We start from the raw sequence: 21,282 nt of genomic DNA on the forward strand, positions 1-21,282 counted from the left end.
ACACCCCCCGCACCACCCGAGCATCACACCGGCATCATCTGGGAGTTGAGGACATGAGCCTGAGGGCGCGCATCAACAGCCCTGAGCCTGCGAACGGGCTCAGCGAGGAGAGCCTGCTCGTCGGCGTCTACCGGGCCAAGCTCCTCGAAGAGATCGACCTCGCGGAGATGTCCTCGCTGGCCGCCGCCGAGCGCAGGGCCAGGCTCGAACGGGTCCTCGGCCACATCATCAGCCGCGAGGGCCCCGTCCTCTCCTCCGGCGAGCGCTCCCAGCTCATCCGCCGCGTCGTCGACGAGGCCCTCGGCCTCGGCATCCTGGAGCCCCTGCTCGAGGACGCCTCCATCAGCGAGATCATGGTCAACGGCCATGAGCAGGTCTTCGTGGAGCGCAGCGGCCGGCTGGAGATGCTGCCGATGCGGTTCACCTCCAACGAACAGCTGATGCAGACCATCGAGCGCATCGTCTCCACCGTCAACCGGCGTGTGGACGAGGCCAATCCGATGGTCGACGCGCGACTGCCCTCCGGCGAGCGTGTCAACGTCATCATCCCGCCGCTGTCGCTGAGCGGGCCCATCCTCACGATCCGGCGCTTCCCCCGGGCCTTCACCCTCCAGGAGATGATCAGCCTCGGCTCGCTCGACGACCAGATGATGATCCTGCTGTCGGGTCTGGTCCGCGCGAAGTTCAACGTGATCGTCTCCGGCGCCACCGGCACCGGCAAGACCACGCTCCTCAACGCCCTGTCCGGGCTCATCCCGGACGGCGAGCGCATCGTCACCATCGAGGACTCCGCCGAACTCCAGCTCCAGCAGCAGCACGTGATCACGCTGGAGACCCGCCCCGCCAACGTCGAGGGCAAGGGCCAGGTCACCATCCGCGACCTCGTACGCAACTCCCTGCGTATGCGCCCCGACCGCATCATCGTCGGTGAGGTCCGTGGCGGTGAGACCCTCGACATGCTCCAGGCGATGTCCACCGGTCACGACGGCTCACTCGCCACCGTCCACGCCAACAGCGCCGAGGACGCGCTGATGCGACTCCAGACCCTGGCGTCCATGTCGGAGGTCGAGATCCCCTTCGTGGCGATCAAGGACCAGATCAACAGCGCCGTCGACGTGATCGTCCAGCTGACCAGGCACGCCGACGGCTCCCGCCGGGTCACCGAGATCGCCGTCGTCGACTCCCACGGCCGTGAGGAGTACCGGATCGTCTCCGTCTGCCGCTATCTCGCCCAGCCCATGGCGGCCGACGGGCGGATCCACGGCCACTTCGAGTACTACCCCCTGCCCCGCCGGATCGCGGAACGCCTCTACATGAGGAGCGAACCGCTCCCTCCCGCCTTCGGCGTCGCCGAGTCCGAGGAGCAGCTCGCGCTCCGCAAGGCCGCCGCCTGACAGCGGGCCGGACCACCGGCCCCCGAACCCGCCCCTGCCCGCCGCTCACCCAGAAGGTCCCCGCACGACATGGATAATCTTCCGCTCCTGACGATAGGCATCACGCTGCTGACGTGCGTGCTCGGCGTCATCGGCGTGCACGTCTACTCGGCGGGCAAGGCCCAACGACAGGTGCTCGTCGACCGGATGTCCCAGACGGGCCAGCTGGCGACGGTCGGCGGCCGGCGACGGCGGTTCATCGGGCTCGACCGCAGGCTGCGCAGCACCGACATCGGCAGGCGCATCGAGCGCAAGATCGCGGTCACCGGCCTCGATCTGACACCGGGTGAGTACTTCATCTACGTGATCGCCGGACTGCTCGGTCTCTACTTCGTCGTCGGCGCCATCTTCGCGCCGTTCTTCGGTGTGCTGGCCGCGCTCGTCGGTGTGTGGGGCGGCAACGCGTTCCTGAACTGGCAGCGGGTCAAGCGGACCGAGGCCTTCATCAACCAGCTGCCCGAGCTGACCCGCGTACTCGCCAACGCCACCCAGGCCGGACTCGCGATGCGTACGGCCCTGGTCATGGCGGCCGAGGAGCTGGACAACCCGGCCGGTGAGGAACTGCGCAAGGTGGCCGACCAACTGGCCGTCGGACACTCCCTGGACGACGCGCTCGGCGAGCTCGCCGAACGGCTGCCCTCCCGTGAACTCGTCGTCCTCGTCACCACGCTGATCCTCTCCAGCCGTGCCGGTGGCCAGGTCGTCAGCTCGCTGCGCAACCTCACCGAGACGCTGGAGGAGCGCAAGGAGACCCGGCGAGAGGTCAAGACGATGCTCTCCCAGATCCAGGTCACCGCGCTCGCCGTCCCGATGCTCGGCCTCGGCTTCCTGCTGATGATCAACGCCACCACCCCCGGCGCGCTCGACAAGATGACCGGCTCGACGCTGGGACAGGTCGGCACCGTGATCGCGTTCGGTCTCTACGGCGTCGGCTTCTTCTTCATCCGCCGCATGTCCCGCATCCAGGTCTGAGAAAGGAGGGCACGCACCTCATGGAACTTCTGCTCTCGGCCCTCATGGGGCTCGCCGTCTACGGCGTCTTCCACGGCGTACGGCTCTACCGCGCCGACGCCAAACTCCCCAGCGACCTGGCGATCGCCCTGGAGGTCGGCGCCTCCAGGACCACCGCCGTCGGCTCCGGCATCGACCGGATGGGCATGCGCTACGCCCCGTCCGTGCTGCGCATGATGGGACCCAAGCGCGTCGACGCGCTGCGCCGCCGCCTCGACATGGCCGGCAACCCCGGCGGAATGACCGTCGACCGGTACGCCGCCCGCCGTGCCGTCTACGGCGCTCTCGGCACCATGGCCGGGCTCTCCCTGGTCCTGCGCGGCCAGACGGTCATCGCGCTCGTCGCCTTCGCCTACGGCATGCTCTGGACGGACGTCATCATCCGCAGCGCCATCCGCAGGCGCCGCGCGGACATCGAACGCACCCTGCCCGACTTCCTCGACGTCCTCGCGGTCGTGGTCTCCGCCGGCCTCGGCTTCCGCCAGGCCCTGGAGCGCGTCGCGGAGAAGTACAAGGGACCGTGGTCCGACGAACTGCGCATCACCCTGCGCCAGATGGACATGGGCGTCGGCCGCCGCGAGGCGTTCGACCAGCTGCGCAAGCGCAACGCGTCCGACCAGGTGTCGATGTTCGTCACCGCGCTCCAGCAGGGCGAGGAGCTGGGCGCGCCGATCGTCGACACCCTCATCCAGATCGCCAACGACATGCGCCGCACCGACGCGCAGAACGCCCGGCGGAGCGCCGCACAAGCGGTACCGAAGACCACCCTGGTCGTGACCATGGTGATGCTTCCGGCGACCATGATTCTTATTGTGCTCAGCTTCTACTACGGTTCCGGCGTGGACTTCGGAGAGATTCTCTCCGGGTCCTGAGGCAGCGGCAGTTGAACGTGTCCACCCGATACCCACACACCCGAACGGGAGGTGACCCCCGATGGCCCCACGGTCCACGACTCTGACCGGCGGAATCCCCAGCGCGATCCCCGGTTCGGCGACCACGCCGAACCACATCCCCTCGCTGCCGATCCAGGTCAACGCGCTCCAGGCGCTGTGCCGTCAGACCTTCGGCTTCCGGATGGCGATGATCGTCCTGGCCGCGCCGTTCGCCCTCGACCGCACGGCGGAGGGATTCGCCACCTGGCTCGTGGGCCTCTCGGTGCTCGTCACCTTCATGCTGTCGTACTTCCTGCTGCGGGACTGGGAGCGCTTCGGGCCGATCCTGCTGCGCCACCCGTCGCTGCTCGCCATCGACATGCTCTTCGGCGCGCTGCTGCTGGTCACCGCCTCCCCGGCGTCGACCCTCGCGTACGTCACCATCTGTACGCCGCTGCTCGCCGGACTGGTCTACGGCTGGCGGGGCGCCGCGCTCTTCGCGGTCCTCCAGTCCCTGATCGTGGGCGGTGCCTACGCGGTCAACACGGACGTGGAGGTGGCCTTCAACGCCCTTCTCCTGCCCGGCCTGTGCATCGTCGCCGGTGCGATCGGCAGCACGCTGCGCAACCTGATGCTCGGCTTCGGCACCGCCAGCCAGGCGCTCACCGAGGCCCGTGCCCGGCTCGCCGTCACCGGCGCGGTCGAGGAGGAACGGGCCCGGCTCGCCCGTGAGATGCACGACTCCGTGGCCAAGACCCTGCACGGTCTCGCGATGGCCGCCGACGGTCTCGCCAGCACGGCCGACCGGATGGACCCGCTCACCGTCAAGCACCAGGCTGAGCTTGTCGCGCGCTCGGCCCGCCGCGCCGCCGCCGAGTCCCGCGAACTCCTCTCCGACCTGCGCCGGGAGTCCGGTCTGGACGGCGGAGTCGACGTGGTCGCCGAACTCCGCTCGCGTACGGACGACTTCAGCCGGCGCCACGGCCTCAAGGCGTCCTTCCGGCAGCTCGGCGACTCGGCGATGCCGGCCATTCCGCACGCCGTGGCCCGGCACGCGCTGACCATCGCCACGGAGGCCATGGAGAACGCGCAGCGGCACGCGCACCCCAGCTATGTCGACGTGTCGGCGGGGGTGGTGCGCGACGTGCTGCGCATCAGCGTCTACGACGACGGGAAGGGCCTGCCGGAGGGCACCTCGCTCGAAGACCTCAGGCGGGCCGGCCACTTCGGTCTCGTCGGCATGGTGGAGCGCGCCGCGTCGATCGGCGCCCGGATCCGGATCGGCAGGGGCCGGGCGGCGAAGGGCACGGAAGTACGGCTGGAACTCTCGCTCAACGCTCTGGGCCCGCCGCGCGACGGGCTGCCGCAGCAACCCGCACCGATGCTCAACTGAGGCGGGAGCACGACCCGTACCGACCGCAACGACGATCCGCACCGCCAACCCAACCACCGTTCCCACCCATGGAGAGGAGGCCGCAGCCATGCCGGACGACATCTCACGGAGTTCCGGGCAGCACTGGACGCAGCAGTCGCACGTCTCGCAGCACTCGTCCTCGCACGCCACACCGCTCAGCTCGGAGCACACCGCCGGAGTCCCCACGTCAGCACCGCCGGCGGCATCCGAAGGATTCCCCGCCCTGCCAGGGCCGATGCCCACGGCGCCCCCGCTGCGTGTCGTGGTCGCGGACGACAACCCGGTCGTACGGGCGGGGCTGACGGTCCTGCTGTCCGGCCGCGACGACATCGAGGTGGCCGCCGAGGCCGCGGACGGCCGCCAGGCGTACGAACAGACCGTTCAGCACCGCCCGGACGTCGTCCTGCTGGACGTCCGTATGCCGGGTGTCGACGGGATCTCCGCCCTGCCGCATCTGGTGCGGCTCGCGCCGGTTCTGATGATGACGTACAGCCGTGAGAGCGAGATCGTCCACGAGGCGCTGCGGCTGGGCGCGGGCGGCTATCTCGTCCACGGTGAGTTCACGGCCGACCAACTGGTCGCCGCCGTACGGGACATCAAGCAGGGCAGGGCGCACTTCAGCCACTCGGCGTCCAGCGCGCTGCTGGCGAGTGTGCGGGGTGCCGGCGGCGCGGACCCGGGCTCCGGAGCGCTTCCCGAGGGGCTCGGCACCGCGTTCACCGGTCCCGGCTACCAGCCCGCCCAGCCGGGTCATTCATCTGCGAACGCACACGCCGGGCAGGGCCACCCGCCGTACGTTTCTCCCTCAAACCGGCAAGTACCACCCGGTGATCGGGAGTTGAACCCGCAACAATTTGCTCCGGGGTCTTCGCTTTCGCAAGCGAATGTGGCACATTCTTCTCAGGGGCAGTCGATGCCGGGGATGCCCGGCGGGGCCGGGGTGGCCAGTTCGCCCGAGGGCCTCTACTCGGAGCTGAGCCAGCGGGAGGTGGAGATCATGGACCTGATCGCGTCAGGAATGACCAATCAGCAGATCGCCTCCGCCTGCTTCATCAGCCAGAAGACCGTCAAGAACCACATCAATCGAATCTTCGCCAAACTGAACGCCGGCAGCCGGGGCGAGGCCATCGCGTTCTGGCACGGGGCACGAGGGGGGTCGGCCGGTCGTGGCTGAGCGTGCTGAGGGCCCGGGGGGCCGTGGCAGCGAGAAGGGGGCCCAGTCGACGCGTTGGGCCTGGGCCCAGCGTTGGGTCCAGGGGCCTACGTCGACGGGTGATGTGTCAACGTATGTTTCTCATGTCGTCGGCGGGACCGGTCACGAGGAAGCCGGGACCGGGGGCGGCAGCAGGGACTCGTACGAGCCGGCCGGTAGTCGGCCGGCCGGCACACAAGGGGAATCTCATGTCGAACGTCGTGCTGAAGGCGACCACCAACGCCAGGTTGTACGTCGGTACTTGGGCGAACACGGCGGTCACGGCGATGAAGCGTCGGAGCGACAAGGGCCAGGGTGCGGTCGAGTACGTGGGTGTCATCGTTCTGGTGGCGCTGATCATCGCCGCGATCATCGGGACGGACGTGGCGGACGACATCGCCAACGGCCTCTCGGACAAGGTCGACGAGATCCTCAGCGGCGAGGGATGACCAACAGTCGTGAGTCTGGGCAGGCCGCACCCATCTACATCACGATGGTGGCGGCCCTGCTCTTTCTCGCGCTCGCGTTCTTCGCGGTAGGCCAGGCCGGCGCCACGCGCAACGACGCCCAGTCGGCCGCCGACGCGGCGGCGCTGGCGGCGGCCCAGGAGTCACGGGACCAGTTCCGGCTCGACCTCCTGGGGAATCTCCTTCAGCCCGGATATCTGGACGACATCTTCAACGGCAATCCCCTGGGCACCTTCAACGGCTGCGCCGTGGGTCAGCGCTTCGCGGAGGAGAACGACGCGGAGCTGGACCACGGCGTCCCCGGACAAGCCGCGTGCGACTGGACGAGTGACGGCAGGTGGGGCTTCACCGTTCACGTCATCACCCAGGACACGATGGGTGAAAGCGTGCTGGGGAGCGGCGCCGACAAGAAGGCCAAGGCGCACGCCACGGCGATCGTCGAACCTCGGTGCAGCTTCGAACCGGCGGAAGAGGACGAGGGCTCCGACGAGGGGTCCGAGGATCCCCCCGGTGAAGGAGACGAGGGAGACGAGGGCGAGGAAGAGCCTGCCTCCCCGGGCGAACTCGTCTGTGATGGTAAGGGTCTGACGATCGACTCAGAGACCGTGCTGCCTGACATGTCTGTCCTGTTCTCCGTCCGACTGGCCGAGGACTGACCGCGAGTGAACGCAAAGGAACATTTACTGATGAATATGCGGCATGGAACGAAGCCTCGCAGGGCGGCGGGATACGCCCTCGCGGCCGTGGCGCTGACGGTGTCCCTGACGGCCTGCGGCGGTGGAGACGACGGGGGGAGCGACGACGCGGGCAAGGCCTCGTCCTCCGCGCCGGCCGGCGACAAGTCGGAGGACGACGGCGGGAACACGGTCCCCGACACCAGCCAGACCCTGGCGACCGTCAACGGCAGCGACGGATTCCAGATCCTCATCCACACCGCCGCACGTGACGACGGCGGCTTCCTCACCGTCACCGGCACGATCAAGAACACCTCGGACAAGAACCAGGGCGCTCCCATCGAGTGGAACGGCAAGGAGAGCCAGATCCAGCGGACCGGCCGTTCGCTGGCGGGCTTCACCCTGGTCGACAAGGCCGAGAAGAAGCGCTACTACGTGCTGCGCGACACCGACGGCAATCCGCTGACCAGCACCGGCATCAGCCGGATCTCGGGCGGCGAGAGCGAGACGTTCTTCGCCCAGTTCCCGGCGCCTCCGGACAGCACGTCGGAGGTCGACCTCCAGATGCCCCTGATGCCCACCACGACGATTGCGATCTCCTGATGGGTGCCAAGACGCCGCGCGGACAGAGGCTGTCCGTCGGCCGGCCCGCGGCGACCGTCGTCGCGGCGGCGGTCCTGTTCGCCGGGGTGCAGCTCACGGCGGCCGGCGGTGCGTCGGCCGACGAGACACCGAGCACCCCGCCGGGCACGGAGTCGACCCTGCCGCCGCCCGAGGTCGACGGGAACAGCTCCGGCCTCAAGCTCCGTGACGGTGCGACCCTCGCGCCCGCGAAGGTGCTGCCCATCATCTCCGTCGTGGAGTCCGAGGGCGGTGAGGAGCGGCGCGAGGACACCAACGAGAGCGTGAAGTTCGCGCTCCAGGCCGAGGTCCTCTTCGGCAAGGACAGCGCGAAGCTCTCCAGCGCGGCGAACGCGCGGATCGCCGACGTCGCGGCGGAGATCGAGAACCAGGGCGCCACGAAGGTCCGGGTCTTCGGCTTCACGGACAACCTCGGCTCGTCCGCCCATGGGGACGTGCTCTCCAAGCAGCGTGCCGAAGCGGTCCACGGCGTACTCGAGGACGAACTGTCCGACGCCGGGATCACGTTCGAGATCCGCGGTTACGGTGAGCAGTTCCCGATCGCCAGCAACTCGGACGAGGAAGGCCGCAAGAAGAACCGCCGCGTGGAGGTCTCCTTCCCGCGCGGCGAGGCCGACACCGCCCAGAACTGATCGCCCCGCACGACACAGCGCCCGCCCCGGACGTCCGGCACCAAGGATGTCCGGGGCGGCGCCGTCTCTCGTTCCGGGGGCCCGGGTGATGGCGGGCCGGGCCCATGTTCCGGGTTGGGCCTGGGGTTGGGTCTTGGGGCCCATGCCGGGGATGGGGCGGCGGCCGTATGTTTCTCATGTCGCCAGCGAGACCGGCCAGGAGGAAGCCGGAAGCGCGGGGGGCACCACAGTCTCGTACGAGTCGGCCGGGAGACGGCCGGCCGGCATACAAGGGGGAGTTCTCATGTCGAACGTCACGCTGAAGGCCGCCACCAACGCCAAGCTCTACGTCGGCACGTGGGCCAACACGGCGGTCGCCGCGATGAAGCGCCGGAGCGACAAGGGTCAGGGCGCCGTCGAGTACGTGGGCGTCATCGTCCTCGTCGCCCTGATCATCGCCGCCATCGTCGGCACCGGTGTCGCGGAGGACATCGCCACCGGTCTGTCGGACAAGGTCGCGGAGATCCTCGGCGGCGAAGGCTAGACCCGGACCCCCCACTCCATGAGCGAGTCAGGGCAGGCTCGTCACCATTCCCCGCCAGGGTGGTGACGAGCCTGCCCCTCTCGCATGCCCGGAACCGGGCGCCGGCTGCGCCGGATGCCCTGATATGAGCCCCTTGTTGGGCCCTGGGACCCATGACCCGGCCTGGGTCGCGCCGTAGCCTCGCCGCTATGTTGCCAACGGGGGTAGTACGTCGGGTTCGTCAGATCCGACGTCGGGCGCGGCGGGCTGTGCCGCGCACCGACGCACGGTTGCTGGGCGCTCTGCGCGGGTCGTCCCAGCGGGGGCAGGGGGCGGTTGAGTATGTCGGTCTGATTGTCGTGGTGGCGGCGATCGTTGGGGCGTTGGTGGGTACGGGGGTTGGGCCGGCGCTCGCTGATGGGATCAGTACGCAGGTGTGCCGGATCACCGGTGGTGGTGATTGCGGTGGTGGCGGTGACACGGTCGCCGAGGACGACCAGGGCGGCGAGGGCGGTGAGGAAGTCCCGCCGGGTGGTACGGACGATCCCGCTTCCGACACCGGTAATGACAGCGGCGGCAAGTCCCAGACGGAAATTGACTATGACGCCGCGTTGAAGGAGCTTCAGGACGCTCAGGCGGCGGAGACGAGTGATTCCGACAAGGCGAAGGAAGCGGCGAAGGAGCTCGCGAAGATCCTTGCCGACGAGCTCGGGATCACGGACGCCTTGGACTGCATCACCAAGGGTGATATGGGCGCCTGCACGGAGACTCTGATCAATGTGCTGCTCAGTGTTGTCGGCGGCGCGGTGGGCAAGCTGGCTGCGAAGTACGGGGCGCCGTGGAAGTGGAAGAAGGCTGTTGAGCTGGTCAGGAAGCTCAAGAAGCACGGCGGGGATCTGTACGACGGTCTGAAGGGTCTGATCAAGAACCGTAAACGGGTCGACGAGGCGGAGGACAGACTCGCCGACGCGAAGAAGAAACTCGACCAGGAGAACAAGGACAAACCCAAGGACAAGGACGTACCGGTCGGCTGTACTCCCAAGCACAGCTTCCTGCCGGGAACCTCTGTGCTGCTCGCCGACGGCCGTCGAATGGCGATCGACAAGGTCCGTGTCGGTATGCGTGTGGTCGCCACCGATCCGCAGAACGGTCGTACCGAGGCCCGTACCGTCGAACACACCATCACCACGCACCAGGACAAGGACTTCACCCGCCTGACCGTTGTCACGGGCTCGGGCACGGAGGTCCTGACGGCGACCGACACGCACCCGTTCTGGCTGACGGACAAGGGGCGCTGGGCGGACGCCGGTGACATCGCGGCCGGGGACGACCTGCGTACTCCCGCCGGTACGTCGGTGCAGGTCACGGCCGTCGCCGGGTACACCAAGCGGCAGACCACGCACGACCTCACCGTCAACGGCATCCACACGTACTATGTGCTGGCCGGCGAGACGCCGGTCCTCGTTCACAACACACCGCCCGGCACCTGTTCCATCACCACACCGGCGGACGCCCCGGTGATCAACAGCAAGACGGTGTACAAGTCCAAGGACGGCACGTTCCGGGTGGACATCGAGAATCAGAACCCCGGAAAGCCGGGCGCGGGAATCCATGTGCAGTTCATGGGGCGCGGCGCGGACCCGAAGAAGTACTACTTCGATCCCGCGGACGGGAAGTTCCGTACGGAGACCGGTGAGGTCCTCTCGTCGAAGCTGGCCAAACAGGTTCCGCGCAGCGCGATCGACAAGGCCTACCAGTACTTCGGAATGAGCGCACCATGAGAATGAACGCCTTGATGCGGCCGCTCTGGGAGGCCGGCGAGGTGGACGACCCGGCGGCTCTCCACGAATCCCCCTCCCTTCCCGGGGAATTGCGGGATCTGATCGACCGTGGATGGCGGGTCGGGCCGGCCGGCGCACTGTTGCTCGACGGCTGTTACGGCGACGGATCCGGCTGGCGGAGCGACTGGGCGGAGGGTGAGATCGCCCGGCACGAGTTCGCTGTCAACGATGTCGGCGTTCCCAGCGACGATCTCCCGCCGGCACGCGAGGAGTTTCTCCGCGCGGCGGTCGCGCGGTCGCGGGAATTCGCCGTCGCCGCGCTGAGCGCCGCGCACGGGATGCCGGCGTCCGACTCTCTCGTGGCGGTCGTCTCCGTCGGGGTGGACGACGATTTCCTGATGCACGGGGCGACCGTGAAATTCGGCACCGAACGCGGCGGATTCCCGGAGGCGTACGCGGAGCTGGAGCGATTCCGGTTCGAGGCGATGGCGGTAGTGGCCGTACTCGACGCCCACGGCGGACCCGGACCGGACGGGGGAAGCTCCGGCCGTCCCGGAAGTCCGTGACAGCGGCCCGACAGGCGCAGACAGCGCGGCGGACCAGGGGCCGCCGGTTGGGTCCATGGACCCATGCGAGGCGCCGCGACCCGCTGTTAGCGTTCGGTACCGGCCAGTAGAGAGCGAGATGGGATTCAGATGAGGACGCGCACCGCAGGGACGGCACGGCGGACCGGCACGGTCGCCGCACTGGCCGCGCTCGTGCTCGGGGTCACCACTGCCTGCGGTGGCGACGACGCCGGCACGTCGAAGAAGCCGGAGACCGCCGCCGGTGCCACGACGGAGGCGAAGGACCCGAAGGACCCGGGTCAGGTCTCGGAGCCGCCGCCCCTGGAGGCCCAGCCCAAGACGGTCAACCCGAAGGTGAAGGGCGTCGGCGCCGGTGACGGCAGGGAGCTGACCAAGGCCGAGCTGGACGAGGCCGTGCTGGCGACCGGCGATGTGTCGACGTTCACGTCCGGCCCGATGGACGGTCCTCCGGAGCAGGGCGAGAGCCCCGACAAGCCGGACTGCGCACCCCTGACCGCGATGATCAACGGCAAGCCCGAGCCCGAGGCCTCGGCGGTCATCTACCGCCAGCTCGTCGGAGCCAAGACCGGCCGGCCCGCCATCTCCGAGTTCCTCGCCACCCACGGGACGCAGGGAGCCACCACCCTGTTCAACCGGCTGAGCGAAGCGGTCAAGGACTGCGAGGACGGGTTCAAGGGAAGCGGCGCGGGCAGTACGTCGACCTACTCCGCCGTGAAGCCGCTCGACATCCCGAAGGCGGGCGACGACACCCTCGCGTACCAGGTGACGGGCGAGTTCGAGGGCGACCCGGTGCCGATGGTGTTCCAGATCGTCCGCGTGGGCGGCACGGTCGCCACCTTCTACACCGCGAACTTCGAGGGACCCACGACGCCCGAGATACCGTCGATCCTGCTCGCGACCCAGGCGGTGAAGCTCACGTAGCGGGAACGCGCTCCCCAGGCGTCGGGCGCCGTTCCGCGCGTCAGGCCCCGGACAGGCTCTGCGTGTTCACGCTCAGCCGTACCCCCGGCCGCAGGCCCCACCGTTCCATCGCCCCTGCCTCCGCCTCCAGCACATGACGGGCCCGCAGCCGGGGCAGCGGCATCCGTCCGGGCTTCAGCGTGTGGACATGGACGACCTTCAACTCCTTGTCCAGATACGCCACATCGATGGTGAAGCCCATCCGGAACGTGTGCACGCTGCTGCACGGCGTGATGAGCAGCGCCCCGTCGAGCCCGGTCCGCCCCAGCAGCCCGCGCCGCCGTGTGCTGTACGAGGCGGCGATCTCCAGCGCCACCGGCTCGTCCCGGCCCTCGATCGTCAGACTGCCCATGCCGTTCTGCCATTTCCCCATGGCGCTAGACCATACGACTTGGCCGGACGGCTTCCGGCCGCGGAGCCCGGATCTGGGCCCGGGGCGGCCGAAGAACAGGCCCAGGGACCCATGACCCCTCTCGTGGTTCCCTCTAAGGTCGACCATGTGCACGCCACATTGATCGTTGTCGCCGTCCTCTGGGGCGCAGCCACCGGGCTGCTCCTTCCGCGCGCCGCCTACCGGCTCTCGGTCGAGCCCGAGGAGGCGTACCGCGACAGCTGCGAGGCCGGGCACCCGATCATCGGGCCCGCCAACGGCTGGCTCGGCAGGGCGGGTTGCGCGACCTGCGCGGCAGCGGGCGGTCCGGTCATGGCCCTGGGCGGGACCGGGCGTACGGACTCCGTCGCCACCGCGTCCCCGGGGCGGGCGGAGGCCGGCGAGGCCGCGCTTCCCCGTACGGACGAGCCGGCCACCGCGCCGGGCGCGACCGCGCCGACGGGTGACGCCGCCGACGAGGACGCGGACGAAACCGAGGGCCCCGACAGCGCCCCGCGCCCCGTTCTGCGCGGTGCGCGCTACGTCCCCTCCCTGTACGTCACCGTCATCACCGCCCTGGTCTGCGGCGCGCTCGCCGCCGCGACCGGGCCCCGCCCCGAACTCGCCGTCTGGCTGCTGCTCGCCCCCTTCGCCGTACTGCTCGCGCTCGTCGACCGCAACGTGCACCGGCTGCCCGACCAGCTGACCCTGCCGCTCGCGGTGGCCGCCGCCGTACTGCTCGGGATCGCCGCGCCCCTCCCGGAGGAGGGCGGCTCCTGGCCGACCGCGCTCCTGGGCGGACTCGCCCTCGGCGCCTGCTACTTCGTGCTGTTCGTGATCAACCCGAACGGCATGGGCTTCGGGGACGTCAAACTCGCGCTCTCGCTCGGTGTCGTACTCGGCTGGTACGGCTGGGTGGTGCTGTTCATCGGCGCGTTCGCCGGGTTCCTGCTCGGCTCGGTGTACGGGATCGGGCTGATGGTCCTGCGCCGGGCGAGCCGTAAGTCCGCGATCCCCTTCGGGCCCTTCATGATCAGCGGGGCGCTGCTCGGTCTGCTGCTCGGCGCCCTCGCCGTCTGAACCGGCGGGCTCCGTTCCGCGGGGGGCGCGGAGAGCCGCTCAGTGCCGCACCACGCGGTGCCAGGGGCCGAGGGCGGCGGCAGCGACGCCCGGGTTCCTGGTCAGCCCCTCGGCGACGAGGGAGATGCCGATGCCCAGCAGCCAGATGTCCTTGGCCACCGGTGTTCCCTGCTCGGTGGGGCGCAGACTGTTCTCCCGGCGCATTCCCGGCACCCGCAGATAGAGCCCGAGGGTGCCGCAGGAGAACGCGATGAGCGCACCACCGGCGACCGCGGTGGGGACGACCGGCAGGAGCATCGCGGCGGCGATGGCGATCTCTCCCCGGGAGAGCTGCCGGGTGAACGTCTGGGCGTCGAGCTTGCCGAGGAAGGGATAGGTGATCGTCGCGGGCTGGTGGAGCTGCTCAGCGGTCTCCCGGTCGGCATCGCGTTTCGACAGGCCGGAATTGAAGAAGAACGCGCTGACGGCCAGCCTGACCGGCACTTGCCGCGCCAGGGAACCCCATACCGAACCGGATGCCATGCCGAGCCTCCTGACGATTGACCCCGACTTCCACCATGGCACCGGGCTGGACCATGTCAAATGGGGACCAATCGGTCGGCGGTGCCGTCGCACGGTCCGGCCGCCCGAGGGCCCCGCGGCGGCCCGTACGACCGCTCTCCCCGGGGCCCACGTGAAAATCTGTTCGCGGTCCGCGCGGCGCTCCTGGGAGCATCCCCCCATGCCTCCCACGCCCCGCTCCGGCACGCCCCGCTCCGGCACGCGCCCAGAACGCCGCGGCTTCGACGACCTGATCGCCGAGGCCGACGCCGTCTCCGTCGACGGCTGGGACTTCTCCTGGCTCGACGGGCGGGCGACGGAGGAGCGGCCCCCGTGGGGTTACGCCCGTGCCATGGCCGAGCGGATGGGCCGCGCCACCGCCGCTCTCGACATCCAGACCGGGGGCGGTGAAGTCCTCGCCTCCGTATCGAAGCTGCCGCCGCTGACCGTGGCCACCGAGGGCTGGCCGCCGAATGCGGCCCGCGCCACCGCGCTTCTGCACCCGCGCGGGGTCGCCGTCGTGAGCGACCACGACGAGCCGCCGCTGCCCTTCGCGGACGCGGCGTTCGACCTGGTCGTCAGCCGGCATCCGGTGCGGGCGTGGTGGACGGAGATCGCGCGGGTCCTGCGGCCGGGCGGCACGTACTTCTCCCAGGAGGTCGGCCCGGCGAGCGTCTTCGAACTGGTCGAGTACTTCCTCGGACCGCTGCCGCGGGGCCGTGCCGGGCGCGATCCCGAAGGGGCGAGGGCGGCGGCCGAGGCGGCCGGGCTCGATGTGGTGGATCTGCGGACAGCGGCCCTGCGCACGGAGTTCCACGACATCGGCGCGGTCGTCTACTTCCTGCGGAAGGTGATCTGGATGGTGCCGGACTTCACCGTCGACCGGTACCGGGACCGACTCGCTGCCCTGCACCGCCGTATCGAGACCGAGGGCCCCTTCGTGGCCACGACGACACGCTTCCTGATCGAGGCGGTCAGACCCGCCTGAGCCGGTCGGGCCCCGCGTTACGCGTGCGGCCCGACCGCCACGGTCCCGACCGTGAGGCGCGGGGTGCCCTGAAGGATCTCGCCGGTCCTCTCCACCTGCTCCTCCAGCTCCGCGCGCTGCCCGGCGGTCAGCGGGCGAAGGGGTTCCACGGTGACGTCCAGCCACTTGCCGGAGCGGCGCTGGTGCCACACCCCGGCGACGATCCCGTCGACCAGCACCACGGGGAAGTTCCCGGCCTGCCCGCCCGCGAGCGCCCGCTCGTACGCCGCGCCGGCGAAGAGCCGTTCGCGCGGCTGGGAGGCGATGGTGAAGGCGTCGAAGTAGGGGAGGAGCCGTACGCCACGGGCGGCCGGCCCGGCCGGGAAGCCGGCGTCCCCCGCCACCACCCAGGCCGCCGCGCCCTCGTGGACGACCCGTTCGGTCCGGCCCTCGGCGCCGAGCGTCTCGAACAGCTCCCTGGCCCAAGTCACCGGCACCGTGAGCCACTTGGCGAAGTGCCCCGGGGTCGCGGGGCCGTACGCGTACAGATAGCGCTCCACGAGCCCGGCGAGCGCCTCCGGGCCCCCGAGCGGGGTGAACCCGGGCAGCAGCCGGTGGGGGTTGGTGTACGTGACCTTCCGCCCCCGGTTCGGCCCGAAGCAGAGCGCGCCGCGGTGCGCGGCGGTGTGCGTCATCTGCCGCCAGCGCGGCCACTTCGTCTGGAACGCGTCCATCACCAGGTCCCCCGCCCAGGGCCCGGTGCGCGCCACGATCGCGTCGGTCAGCTCGTCGACGGTGAGGTCGTCCTCGGCCAGCGCGTCGGCGATCGCGGCGACGACCCGGTCCGTCTCCTCCTCGTTCATCCGCACACTCCCGGGCAGGGGGTTGCGCCCGGCCGGCAGCGCGCCGAGCGCCCCGGTCCACAGCGGAAGATCGGCGGACGGCAGCAGATGTACGGTGCCACGCGGCCCGAACGTCTTGACCAGACTGCCGTCCGTCCACAGCGCGTGGCGCACGGACTCGCGTGTCTCACCGCCGTCCAGCCGGAGCGCGACGGAGAGTTCGGCCGCCGACAGGACCTGCGCGTGGGCGCCGACCATCGCGCGGGTGACGGCTGCCGGGCCGCCGCCCGAGGGCGCGACGAGCCCCTGCCGGGCCAGCCGCCGGGCGTTGGCCGCGGCCCAGCTCACGGACACCGACGGGGTCATGGAGCCGGACACGGAGATGAGCTCGGTCTTCTTCGTCGTCATACGACCGACCCTAGAAGCCATCCAGGCCAGATCCTGTCCGCATTGAGGCCCCGGCTCCGGGCCTTCTCGTACACTGCCCCGTGGCGGAGTACTGCCATAAAGGTAAGTACCCGTGTCCGGCGAGGAGTTGGCAGTGACGCGAGGGCCCGGAAAGTACTTCAGCTGCGGTCTCGACGCGGCCGTCGCCGTCGTCGGCGGCAAGTGGAAGCCGATGATCCTGTGGGCGCTGAACGACGGGGGCGTCGTGCGCTTCGGCGAACTGCGGCGCCAGATCGAGGGAGTCAGCGAGAAGGTGCTCATCCAGCAACTGCGCGAGCTGGAGGCGGACTGCGTCGTGGAGCGCGAGGTCTACCGGGAGGTGCCGCCGCGCGTCGAGTACTCCCTCACCGAGCTGGGGCATGCGCTGAACACCGCGCTGGTTCCGCTCGGCCGATGGGGAGACACCCATATGGACGTGATCGTCGCGAACAAGGAGAAGGTGGCCGCGCAGGCGGCCTCCCACTGAACCGCTTTCGGGGCGGACCGAGCCGCTTCGGAGCGGACCGCGCCGCTTCGGAACGGGCCGAACCACGCCCGAACGGGCCCGACCGCGACCCGCCGCACCGCGACCGTCAAGCCGGGGACCCTCCCGGCGCCCCCACCCGCGTACTCCCAACGGGTGGCGACTTCTCGCCAATCGAAGACCCCCGACATGGGCCTCCGCCCCGTTGTCCAGGGGCTTTTAGGTGCCGGACGCAGCAATCCGGCAACTCCGCAGAGTAGCGACCGGCGTGCGTGGCACCCAGCACCACTTACGAAGGGTTATGGTGGAAACCCCCCCTCGGGCCGGTCCGTATCCCCCCCACGGACCGGCCCGTTTTCTCTTGTCCGGGGCCCGTTGGGTTCCGGACAGTCCCGCCTTCAGCTCCGTCCGGCCCAGATGTTGGTGCCCTCGGTGTCCACCGCGAAGCTGTCGATCGCCTTCAGCTCCTCGGGCGTGAGAGCCGCCCCTTCGAGCGCCGCGACGTTCTCCTCCAACTGCTCCGTGCTCGACGCGCCGATCAGGGCCGACGTCATCCGTTCGTCGCGCAGCACCCAGGTGATCGCCAGCTGCGCCAGCGACTGACCGCGCCCGCGCGCGATCTCGTTGAGCCCGTTGAGCCTGCGCACGACCTCGTCCGAGAGCAGGTTCGGGTCGAGCGACTTGCCCTGCGTGGCCCTCGACCCCTCGGGAATCCCCTGGAGGTACTTGTTGGTGAGCAGGCCCTGCGCCAGCGGCACGAAGGATATGCAGCCCATACCGGCCGCCTCCAGCGTGTCGAGCAGACCGTCGTCCTCTATCCAGCGGTTGATCATCGAGTACGAGGGCTGGTGGATGAGCGCGGGCACGCCCATCTCCTTGAGCAGCCGGGCCGCTTCGGCGGTCTGCTCCGCGTTGTACGACGACACACCCACGTAGAGCGCCTTGCCCTGGCGCACCGCGGACGCCAGCGCGCCCATGGTCTCCTCAAGAGGGGTGTGCGGGTCGAAGCGGTGCGAGTAGTAGATGTCGACGTAGTCGAGGCCCATCCGCTTCAGCGAGGCGTCCAGGGACGACGTCAGATACTTACGGGAGCCCCACTCGCCGTACGGGCCCGGATGCATGAGATATCCGGCCTTGGTCGAGATGACCAACTCGTCGCGGTAGGCCGAGAGATCCCGCGCGAAGATCCTGCCGAAGTTCTCCTCCGCCGAACCGGGCGGGGGACCGTAGTTGTTCGCCAGGTCGAAGTGCGTGACACCGAGATCGAAGGCGCGGCGCAGGATCGCGCGCTGCGAGTCGAGGGTCCGGTCGTCACCGAAGTTGTGCCAGAGGCCGAGCGAGAGCGCGGGCAGCTTCAGACCGCTGCGTCCGCTGCGCCGGTACTCCATTGATCCGTACCGGTCGTCGGCTGCGAGGAAAGAGGGGAATTCAGTCACGGGTCCTTCCCTATCACGGACTTGTGACAGACCGGGTTGGGCCGTCGCGCCGCCCGCGCAGTACTGTGACGGCTTCGGGTGCCAGGGGCGGTCCCCTCTTCTCTCGGACCGCCCTCCCCGCGGTGGACATGCTGCCCGCGGCCGCCTGACGGCGGTCCCCGGCAGAAATCGAGAGGTGGACTCAGTGAACTTGCGCGACCTGGTGTACGGGCTCTACGCACGCCGGGTGGAAAGGCGCCTCGATCACACCCAGGTGCTCCCCAAGCACATCGGTGTCGTCCTCGATGGGAACCGCCGCTGGGCCAAGGCCTCCGGCGGCACGACCGAACAGGGCCACAAGGCCGGCGCCAGCAAGATCCAGGAACTGCTCGGCTGGTGCGTCGAGACGGACGTCGAGGTGGTCACCCTGTGGCTGCTCTCCACGGACAACCTCGACCGCCCCGACGAGGAACTGATCCCCCTCCTCGGCATCATCGAGAACGCCGTTCGTGATCTGGCGGCCGACGGCCGCTGGCGCGTCCACCACGTCGGCACCCTGGACCTGCTGCCCTCCCGTACACAGACCGTCCTCAAGGAGGCCGAGCAGGCCACCGACGGGAACGCCGGGATATTGGTCAATGTCGCGGTCGGCTACGGCGGGCGGCAGGAGATCGCCGACGCCGTCCGCTCCCTCCTCCTGGACCATGCCCACAAGGGCACCTCCTTCGAGGACCTCGCGGAGATCGTCGACACCGATCTGATCGCCTCACACCTCTACACCCGCGGCCAGCCGGACCCCGACCTGGTGATCAGGACCAGCGGCGAGCAGCGTCTCTCCGGCTTCATGCTCTGGCAGAGCGCCCATTCGGAGTACTACTTCTGCGAGGTCTTCTGGCCGGCTTTCCGGAAGGTCGACTTTCTCCGGGCCCTCCGTGACTACGCCGCGCGACACCGCCGCTACGGAGTCTGAGGCCCGGCCCCGCAAGCCCTCCGATACCCCTCCCCGGAATCACCCCGTACGCCACACCGAACGCTCGTTCGCGGGCCGGCGTGCCTCCCGTCACCCCAGGTTCACACGCTGTCCGTCATATGCCGTGGCATGGCGGCGGACATTCGAGGGAATACCTCTCCCAGGTCGACGTCCGAGCAGAACCGCCGGCAATGGCGGCGGGCGTCGAATCTCAGCGGTCGGCCCAGCCGTCCGCCCGGGAGGCCCTTTGCACCAGGACGATCGTACGGTGACGCGTACGGGCGCCGTGGAGGGCCGGTCCTCGGCCCGCGCATGTGGGCCCGAGTCCGGTCCGCCGTCCGCCGCCAGGCGGGCGACCACAGCCCGTGACGCCGTCGCATCCCGACCTCGTCCGAGGGGGTACGTCCTTCCGTGGTGACAAGCACAAAGCGCCGCATGCCCGACAGGCGCACCTATGTTCTCGACACCAGCGTCCTGCTGGCCGATCCGAACGCCATGTCCCGCTTCGACGAGCACGAAGTCGTGCTGCCGATCGTGGTGATCACGGAGTTGGAGGCCAAGAGGCACCATCCGGAGCTCGGATACTTCGCCCGGCAGGCCCTGCGCCTGCTCGACGACTTCCGTATCCGGTACGGCCGCCTCGACGCCCCCATCCCGCTGGGCGACCTGGGCGGCACGCTGCGCGTCGAGCTCAACCACTCCGATCCCGGCGTCCTTCCCGCCGGCTTCCGACTGGGGGACAACGACTCGCGGATCCTCGCGGTGGCGCGCAATCTCCAGGCCGAGGGGTACGACGTGACCGTCGTCTCCAAGGACCTGCCGCTGCGCATCAAGGCATCGTCGGTCGGGCTTCTCGCCGAGGAGTACCGCGCCGAGCTGGCCATCACCGACTCCGGCTGGACCGGTATGAGTGAGATGGCGCTCTCGGCCGAGCAGGTCGACCTCCTCTTCACCGAGGAGACCCTGTACGTGCCGGAGCTGGCCGACCTGCCCGTGCACACCGGACTGGTCCTCCAGTCCGACCGCGGCAAGGCGCTCGGCCGTATCACTCCCGAGGGCAACGTGAAGCTCGTCCGCGGCGACCGGGAGGCCTTCGGGATCCACGGCCGCAGCGCCGAACAGCGCATCGCGCTCGACCTGCTCCTGGACCCGGACATCGGCATCATCTCGATGGGCGGCCGGGCGGGCACCGGCAAGTCGGCCCTGGCCCTCTGCGCGGGCCTGGAGGCGGTCCTGGAGCGCCGCCAGCACAAGAAGGTGATGGTCTTCCGGCCGCTGTACGCGGTCGGCGGGCAGGAGCTCGGCTATCTGCCGGGCACCGAGGCCGAGAAGATGAGCCCCTGGGCGCAGGCGGTCTTCGACACCCTGTCGGCCGTCGCGGGCCGTGAGGTCATCGAGGAGGTGCTGGGGCGCGGCATGCTCGAAGTGCTGCCTCTGACGCACATCCGGGGACGTTCGCTGCACGACGCGTTCGTCATCGTCGACGAGGCCCAGTCGCTGGAGCGGAACGTTCTGCTGACCGTTCTCTCCCGTATCGGGGCCAACTCCCGCGTGGTGCTGACCCATGACGTGGCGCAGCGCGACAACCTGCGTGTCGGGAGATATGACGGAGTGGTCGCCGTCGTCGAGAAGCTCAAGGGCCACCCGCTCTTCGCGCACGTCACCCTCAACCGCTCCGAGCGCTCGCCCATCGCCGCGCTCGTGACCGAAATGCTGGAGGAAGGTTAGTTCTCCGCCTGAATGCGGCAGTTGGCGCCGCCCGGAGAGGCCGCAAGAGCCTAGCCGGGCGGCGCCTTGCCGCGCCGCCATTTCCGTGAAACCGGTGTGGCAAACGGGGTGTGAGCTATCCCACGCAACGAAGAATTGCCTCCCGGCGTCGGTGTCCGGCAGAGTCTTGCTTCCGTCAGGCCCCGCATACGACACCCCGCATCTTCAGGGATGCCGCACCACACAACTCAACACGTGACGTCGTATGCCGCCCGCGCTTCATCCGGCGCTTCCGCCATGGAAGTTGCCGACGG

General features: G+C 69.6%; 22 protein-coding genes. 18 read left to right on the top strand and 4 right to left on the bottom strand.

Features of this window, described 5'->3' with window-relative positions; genetic code table 11:
- The first annotated feature begins 53 nt into the window (after positions 1-53).
- The 13 genes from ACFWU9_RS04195 (at position 54) to ACFWU9_RS04255 (ending at position 12,128) form a co-directional block, all read left to right on the top strand.
- The gene (locus ACFWU9_RS04195) at positions 54-1,394 is read left to right on the top strand and encodes a CpaF family protein (RefSeq protein WP_384314767.1); all 1,341 of its coding nucleotides are present in this window, start codon (positions 54-56) and stop codon (positions 1,392-1,394) included.
- Positions 1,395-1,463: 69 nt separating this feature from the next.
- Positions 1,464-2,405 carry a type II secretion system F family protein gene (locus ACFWU9_RS04200; RefSeq protein WP_384314768.1) on the top strand — a complete coding sequence of 314 codons (942 nt, stop codon included), beginning with the start codon at positions 1,464-1,466 and terminating at the stop codon, positions 2,403-2,405.
- A 20-nt stretch (positions 2,406-2,425) separates the two neighbouring features.
- Positions 2,426-3,316, top strand: coding sequence for a DUF5936 domain-containing protein (locus ACFWU9_RS04205; protein WP_384314770.1), 891 nt, complete (start codon positions 2,426-2,428; stop codon positions 3,314-3,316).
- 61 nt (positions 3,317-3,377) lie between these two features.
- Positions 3,378-4,709 carry a sensor histidine kinase gene (locus tag ACFWU9_RS04210; RefSeq protein WP_384314772.1) on the top strand — a complete coding sequence of 444 codons (1,332 nt, stop codon included), beginning with the start codon at positions 3,378-3,380 and terminating at the stop codon, positions 4,707-4,709.
- Positions 4,710-4,797: 88 nt separating this feature from the next.
- Positions 4,798-5,904: a response regulator gene (locus ACFWU9_RS04215; protein ID WP_384314774.1), complete on the top strand. Its 1,107-nt coding sequence runs from the start codon at positions 4,798-4,800 to the stop codon at positions 5,902-5,904.
- A 227-nt stretch (positions 5,905-6,131) separates the two neighbouring features.
- Positions 6,132-6,371, top strand: a complete 240-nt coding sequence (locus tag ACFWU9_RS04220) for a hypothetical protein (RefSeq protein ID WP_384314776.1) — start codon at positions 6,132-6,134, stop codon at positions 6,369-6,371.
- Positions 6,368-7,045 carry a pilus assembly protein TadG-related protein gene (locus ACFWU9_RS04225; protein WP_384314777.1) on the top strand — a complete coding sequence of 226 codons (678 nt, stop codon included), beginning with the start codon at positions 6,368-6,370 and terminating at the stop codon, positions 7,043-7,045. The genes ACFWU9_RS04220 and ACFWU9_RS04225 overlap by 4 nt, the downstream gene beginning before the upstream one ends.
- A 30-nt stretch (positions 7,046-7,075) precedes the next feature.
- Entirely contained in the window at positions 7,076-7,666 is a 591-nt protein-coding gene (locus ACFWU9_RS04230; RefSeq protein WP_384314779.1) for a hypothetical protein, read from the top strand.
- Positions 7,666-8,337 carry an OmpA family protein gene (locus ACFWU9_RS04235; RefSeq protein ID WP_384314781.1) on the top strand — a complete coding sequence of 224 codons (672 nt, stop codon included), beginning with the start codon at positions 7,666-7,668 and terminating at the stop codon, positions 8,335-8,337. Before ACFWU9_RS04230 ends, ACFWU9_RS04235 begins: the two co-directional genes overlap by 1 nt.
- Positions 8,338-8,620: 283 nt before the next feature.
- Entirely contained in the window at positions 8,621-8,860 is a 240-nt protein-coding gene (locus ACFWU9_RS04240) for a hypothetical protein (protein ID WP_384314783.1), read from the top strand.
- 341 nt (positions 8,861-9,201) lie between these two features.
- On the top strand, positions 9,202-10,620 hold the full coding sequence (locus ACFWU9_RS04245) for a polymorphic toxin-type HINT domain-containing protein (protein ID WP_384314785.1): 1,419 nt from the start codon (positions 9,202-9,204) through the stop codon (positions 10,618-10,620).
- Positions 10,617-11,186, top strand: coding sequence for a hypothetical protein (locus tag ACFWU9_RS04250; RefSeq protein ID WP_384314787.1), 570 nt, complete (start codon positions 10,617-10,619; stop codon positions 11,184-11,186). The genes ACFWU9_RS04245 and ACFWU9_RS04250 overlap by 4 nt, the downstream gene beginning before the upstream one ends.
- Positions 11,187-11,315: 129 nt before the next feature.
- On the top strand, positions 11,316-12,128 hold the full coding sequence (locus tag ACFWU9_RS04255) for a hypothetical protein (protein WP_384314789.1): 813 nt from the start codon (positions 11,316-11,318) through the stop codon (positions 12,126-12,128).
- Between the two features lie 40 nt (positions 12,129-12,168).
- Here the strand turns inward: ACFWU9_RS04255 and ACFWU9_RS04260 are convergent, their stop codons facing one another.
- Positions 12,169-12,540, bottom strand: coding sequence for a DUF192 domain-containing protein (locus ACFWU9_RS04260; protein ID WP_384314791.1), 372 nt, complete (start codon positions 12,538-12,540; stop codon positions 12,169-12,171).
- 126 nt (positions 12,541-12,666) lie between these two features.
- On the opposite strand from ACFWU9_RS04260, the gene ACFWU9_RS04265 reads away from it, so the two are divergent.
- Positions 12,667-13,617, top strand: coding sequence for a prepilin peptidase (locus tag ACFWU9_RS04265; RefSeq protein ID WP_384314793.1), 951 nt, complete (start codon positions 12,667-12,669; stop codon positions 13,615-13,617).
- Positions 13,618-13,656: 39 nt separating this feature from the next.
- Here ACFWU9_RS04265 and ACFWU9_RS04270 read toward each other — a convergent pair whose 3' ends face one another.
- Positions 13,657-14,139 (bottom strand): hypothetical protein, encoded by a 483-nt coding sequence (locus tag ACFWU9_RS04270; protein ID WP_384314795.1) that lies wholly within the window; start codon positions 14,137-14,139, stop codon positions 13,657-13,659.
- Positions 14,140-14,338: 199 nt separating this feature from the next.
- Between ACFWU9_RS04270 and ACFWU9_RS04275 the strand changes: the two genes are divergently transcribed.
- Positions 14,339-15,145, top strand: a complete 807-nt coding sequence (locus ACFWU9_RS04275) for a class I SAM-dependent methyltransferase (protein ID WP_384314796.1) — start codon at positions 14,339-14,341, stop codon at positions 15,143-15,145.
- Positions 15,146-15,162: 17 nt separating this feature from the next.
- Here the strand turns inward: ACFWU9_RS04275 and ACFWU9_RS04280 are convergent, their stop codons facing one another.
- Positions 15,163-16,374 (bottom strand): winged helix DNA-binding domain-containing protein, encoded by a 1,212-nt coding sequence (locus ACFWU9_RS04280; RefSeq protein ID WP_384314798.1) that lies wholly within the window; start codon positions 16,372-16,374, stop codon positions 15,163-15,165.
- Between the two features lie 133 nt (positions 16,375-16,507).
- On the opposite strand from ACFWU9_RS04280, the gene ACFWU9_RS04285 reads away from it, so the two are divergent.
- Entirely contained in the window at positions 16,508-16,879 is a 372-nt protein-coding gene (locus ACFWU9_RS04285; RefSeq protein ID WP_384314800.1) for a winged helix-turn-helix transcriptional regulator, read from the top strand.
- 395 nt (positions 16,880-17,274) lie between these two features.
- On the opposite strand, the gene mgrA is transcribed toward ACFWU9_RS04285, so the two are convergent.
- The gene (gene mgrA, locus ACFWU9_RS04290) at positions 17,275-18,312 is read right to left on the bottom strand and encodes an L-glyceraldehyde 3-phosphate reductase (protein ID WP_384314802.1); all 1,038 of its coding nucleotides are present in this window, start codon (positions 18,310-18,312) and stop codon (positions 17,275-17,277) included.
- Positions 18,313-18,496: 184 nt separating this feature from the next.
- Here mgrA and ACFWU9_RS04295 point away from each other — a divergent pair, with 184 nt between their 5' ends.
- Both ACFWU9_RS04295 and ACFWU9_RS04300 read left to right on the top strand, forming a co-directional pair.
- Positions 18,497-19,261: an isoprenyl transferase gene (locus tag ACFWU9_RS04295; RefSeq protein ID WP_384314804.1), complete on the top strand. Its 765-nt coding sequence runs from the start codon at positions 18,497-18,499 to the stop codon at positions 19,259-19,261.
- A 411-nt stretch (positions 19,262-19,672) separates the two neighbouring features.
- A complete protein-coding gene (locus tag ACFWU9_RS04300) occupies positions 19,673-20,989 on the top strand; it encodes a PhoH family protein (protein WP_384314806.1) in 1,317 nt (438 codons plus the stop codon).
- Positions 20,990-21,282: the final 293 nt, after the last annotated feature.

Origin of the sequence: Streptomyces sp. NPDC058653 (genome assembly GCF_042716895.1) — a bacterium.
GTDB lineage: Bacteria > Actinomycetota > Actinomycetes > Streptomycetales > Streptomycetaceae > Streptomyces.

Excerpts from the sequence above, each read along its gene's own strand:
- ACFWU9_RS04195 (WP_384314767.1), top strand. The coding sequence starts at position 54 with ATGAGCCTGAGGGCGCGCATCAACAGCCCTGAGCCTGCGAACGGGCTC.
- ACFWU9_RS04200 (WP_384314768.1), top strand. The coding sequence starts at position 1,464 with ATGGATAATCTTCCGCTCCTGACGATAGGCATCACGCTGCTGACGTGC.
- ACFWU9_RS04205 (WP_384314770.1), top strand. The coding sequence starts at position 2,426 with ATGGAACTTCTGCTCTCGGCCCTCATGGGGCTCGCCGTCTACGGCGTC.
- ACFWU9_RS04210 (WP_384314772.1), top strand. The coding sequence starts at position 3,378 with ATGGCCCCACGGTCCACGACTCTGACCGGCGGAATCCCCAGCGCGATC.
- ACFWU9_RS04215 (WP_384314774.1), top strand. The coding sequence starts at position 4,798 with ATGCCGGACGACATCTCACGGAGTTCCGGGCAGCACTGGACGCAGCAG.
- ACFWU9_RS04220 (WP_384314776.1), top strand. The coding sequence starts at position 6,132 with ATGTCGAACGTCGTGCTGAAGGCGACCACCAACGCCAGGTTGTACGTC.
- ACFWU9_RS04225 (WP_384314777.1), top strand. The coding sequence starts at position 6,368 with ATGACCAACAGTCGTGAGTCTGGGCAGGCCGCACCCATCTACATCACG.
- ACFWU9_RS04230 (WP_384314779.1), top strand. The coding sequence starts at position 7,076 with ATGAATATGCGGCATGGAACGAAGCCTCGCAGGGCGGCGGGATACGCC.
- ACFWU9_RS04235 (WP_384314781.1), top strand. The coding sequence starts at position 7,666 with ATGGGTGCCAAGACGCCGCGCGGACAGAGGCTGTCCGTCGGCCGGCCC.
- ACFWU9_RS04240 (WP_384314783.1), top strand. The coding sequence starts at position 8,621 with ATGTCGAACGTCACGCTGAAGGCCGCCACCAACGCCAAGCTCTACGTC.
- ACFWU9_RS04250 (WP_384314787.1), top strand. The coding sequence starts at position 10,617 with ATGAGAATGAACGCCTTGATGCGGCCGCTCTGGGAGGCCGGCGAGGTG.
- ACFWU9_RS04255 (WP_384314789.1), top strand. The coding sequence starts at position 11,316 with ATGAGGACGCGCACCGCAGGGACGGCACGGCGGACCGGCACGGTCGCC.
- ACFWU9_RS04260 (WP_384314791.1), bottom strand. The coding sequence starts at position 12,540 with ATGGGGAAATGGCAGAACGGCATGGGCAGTCTGACGATCGAGGGCCGG.
- ACFWU9_RS04270 (WP_384314795.1), bottom strand. The coding sequence starts at position 14,139 with ATGGCATCCGGTTCGGTATGGGGTTCCCTGGCGCGGCAAGTGCCGGTC.
- ACFWU9_RS04275 (WP_384314796.1), top strand. The coding sequence starts at position 14,339 with ATGCCTCCCACGCCCCGCTCCGGCACGCCCCGCTCCGGCACGCGCCCA.
- ACFWU9_RS04280 (WP_384314798.1), bottom strand. The coding sequence starts at position 16,374 with ATGACGACGAAGAAGACCGAGCTCATCTCCGTGTCCGGCTCCATGACC.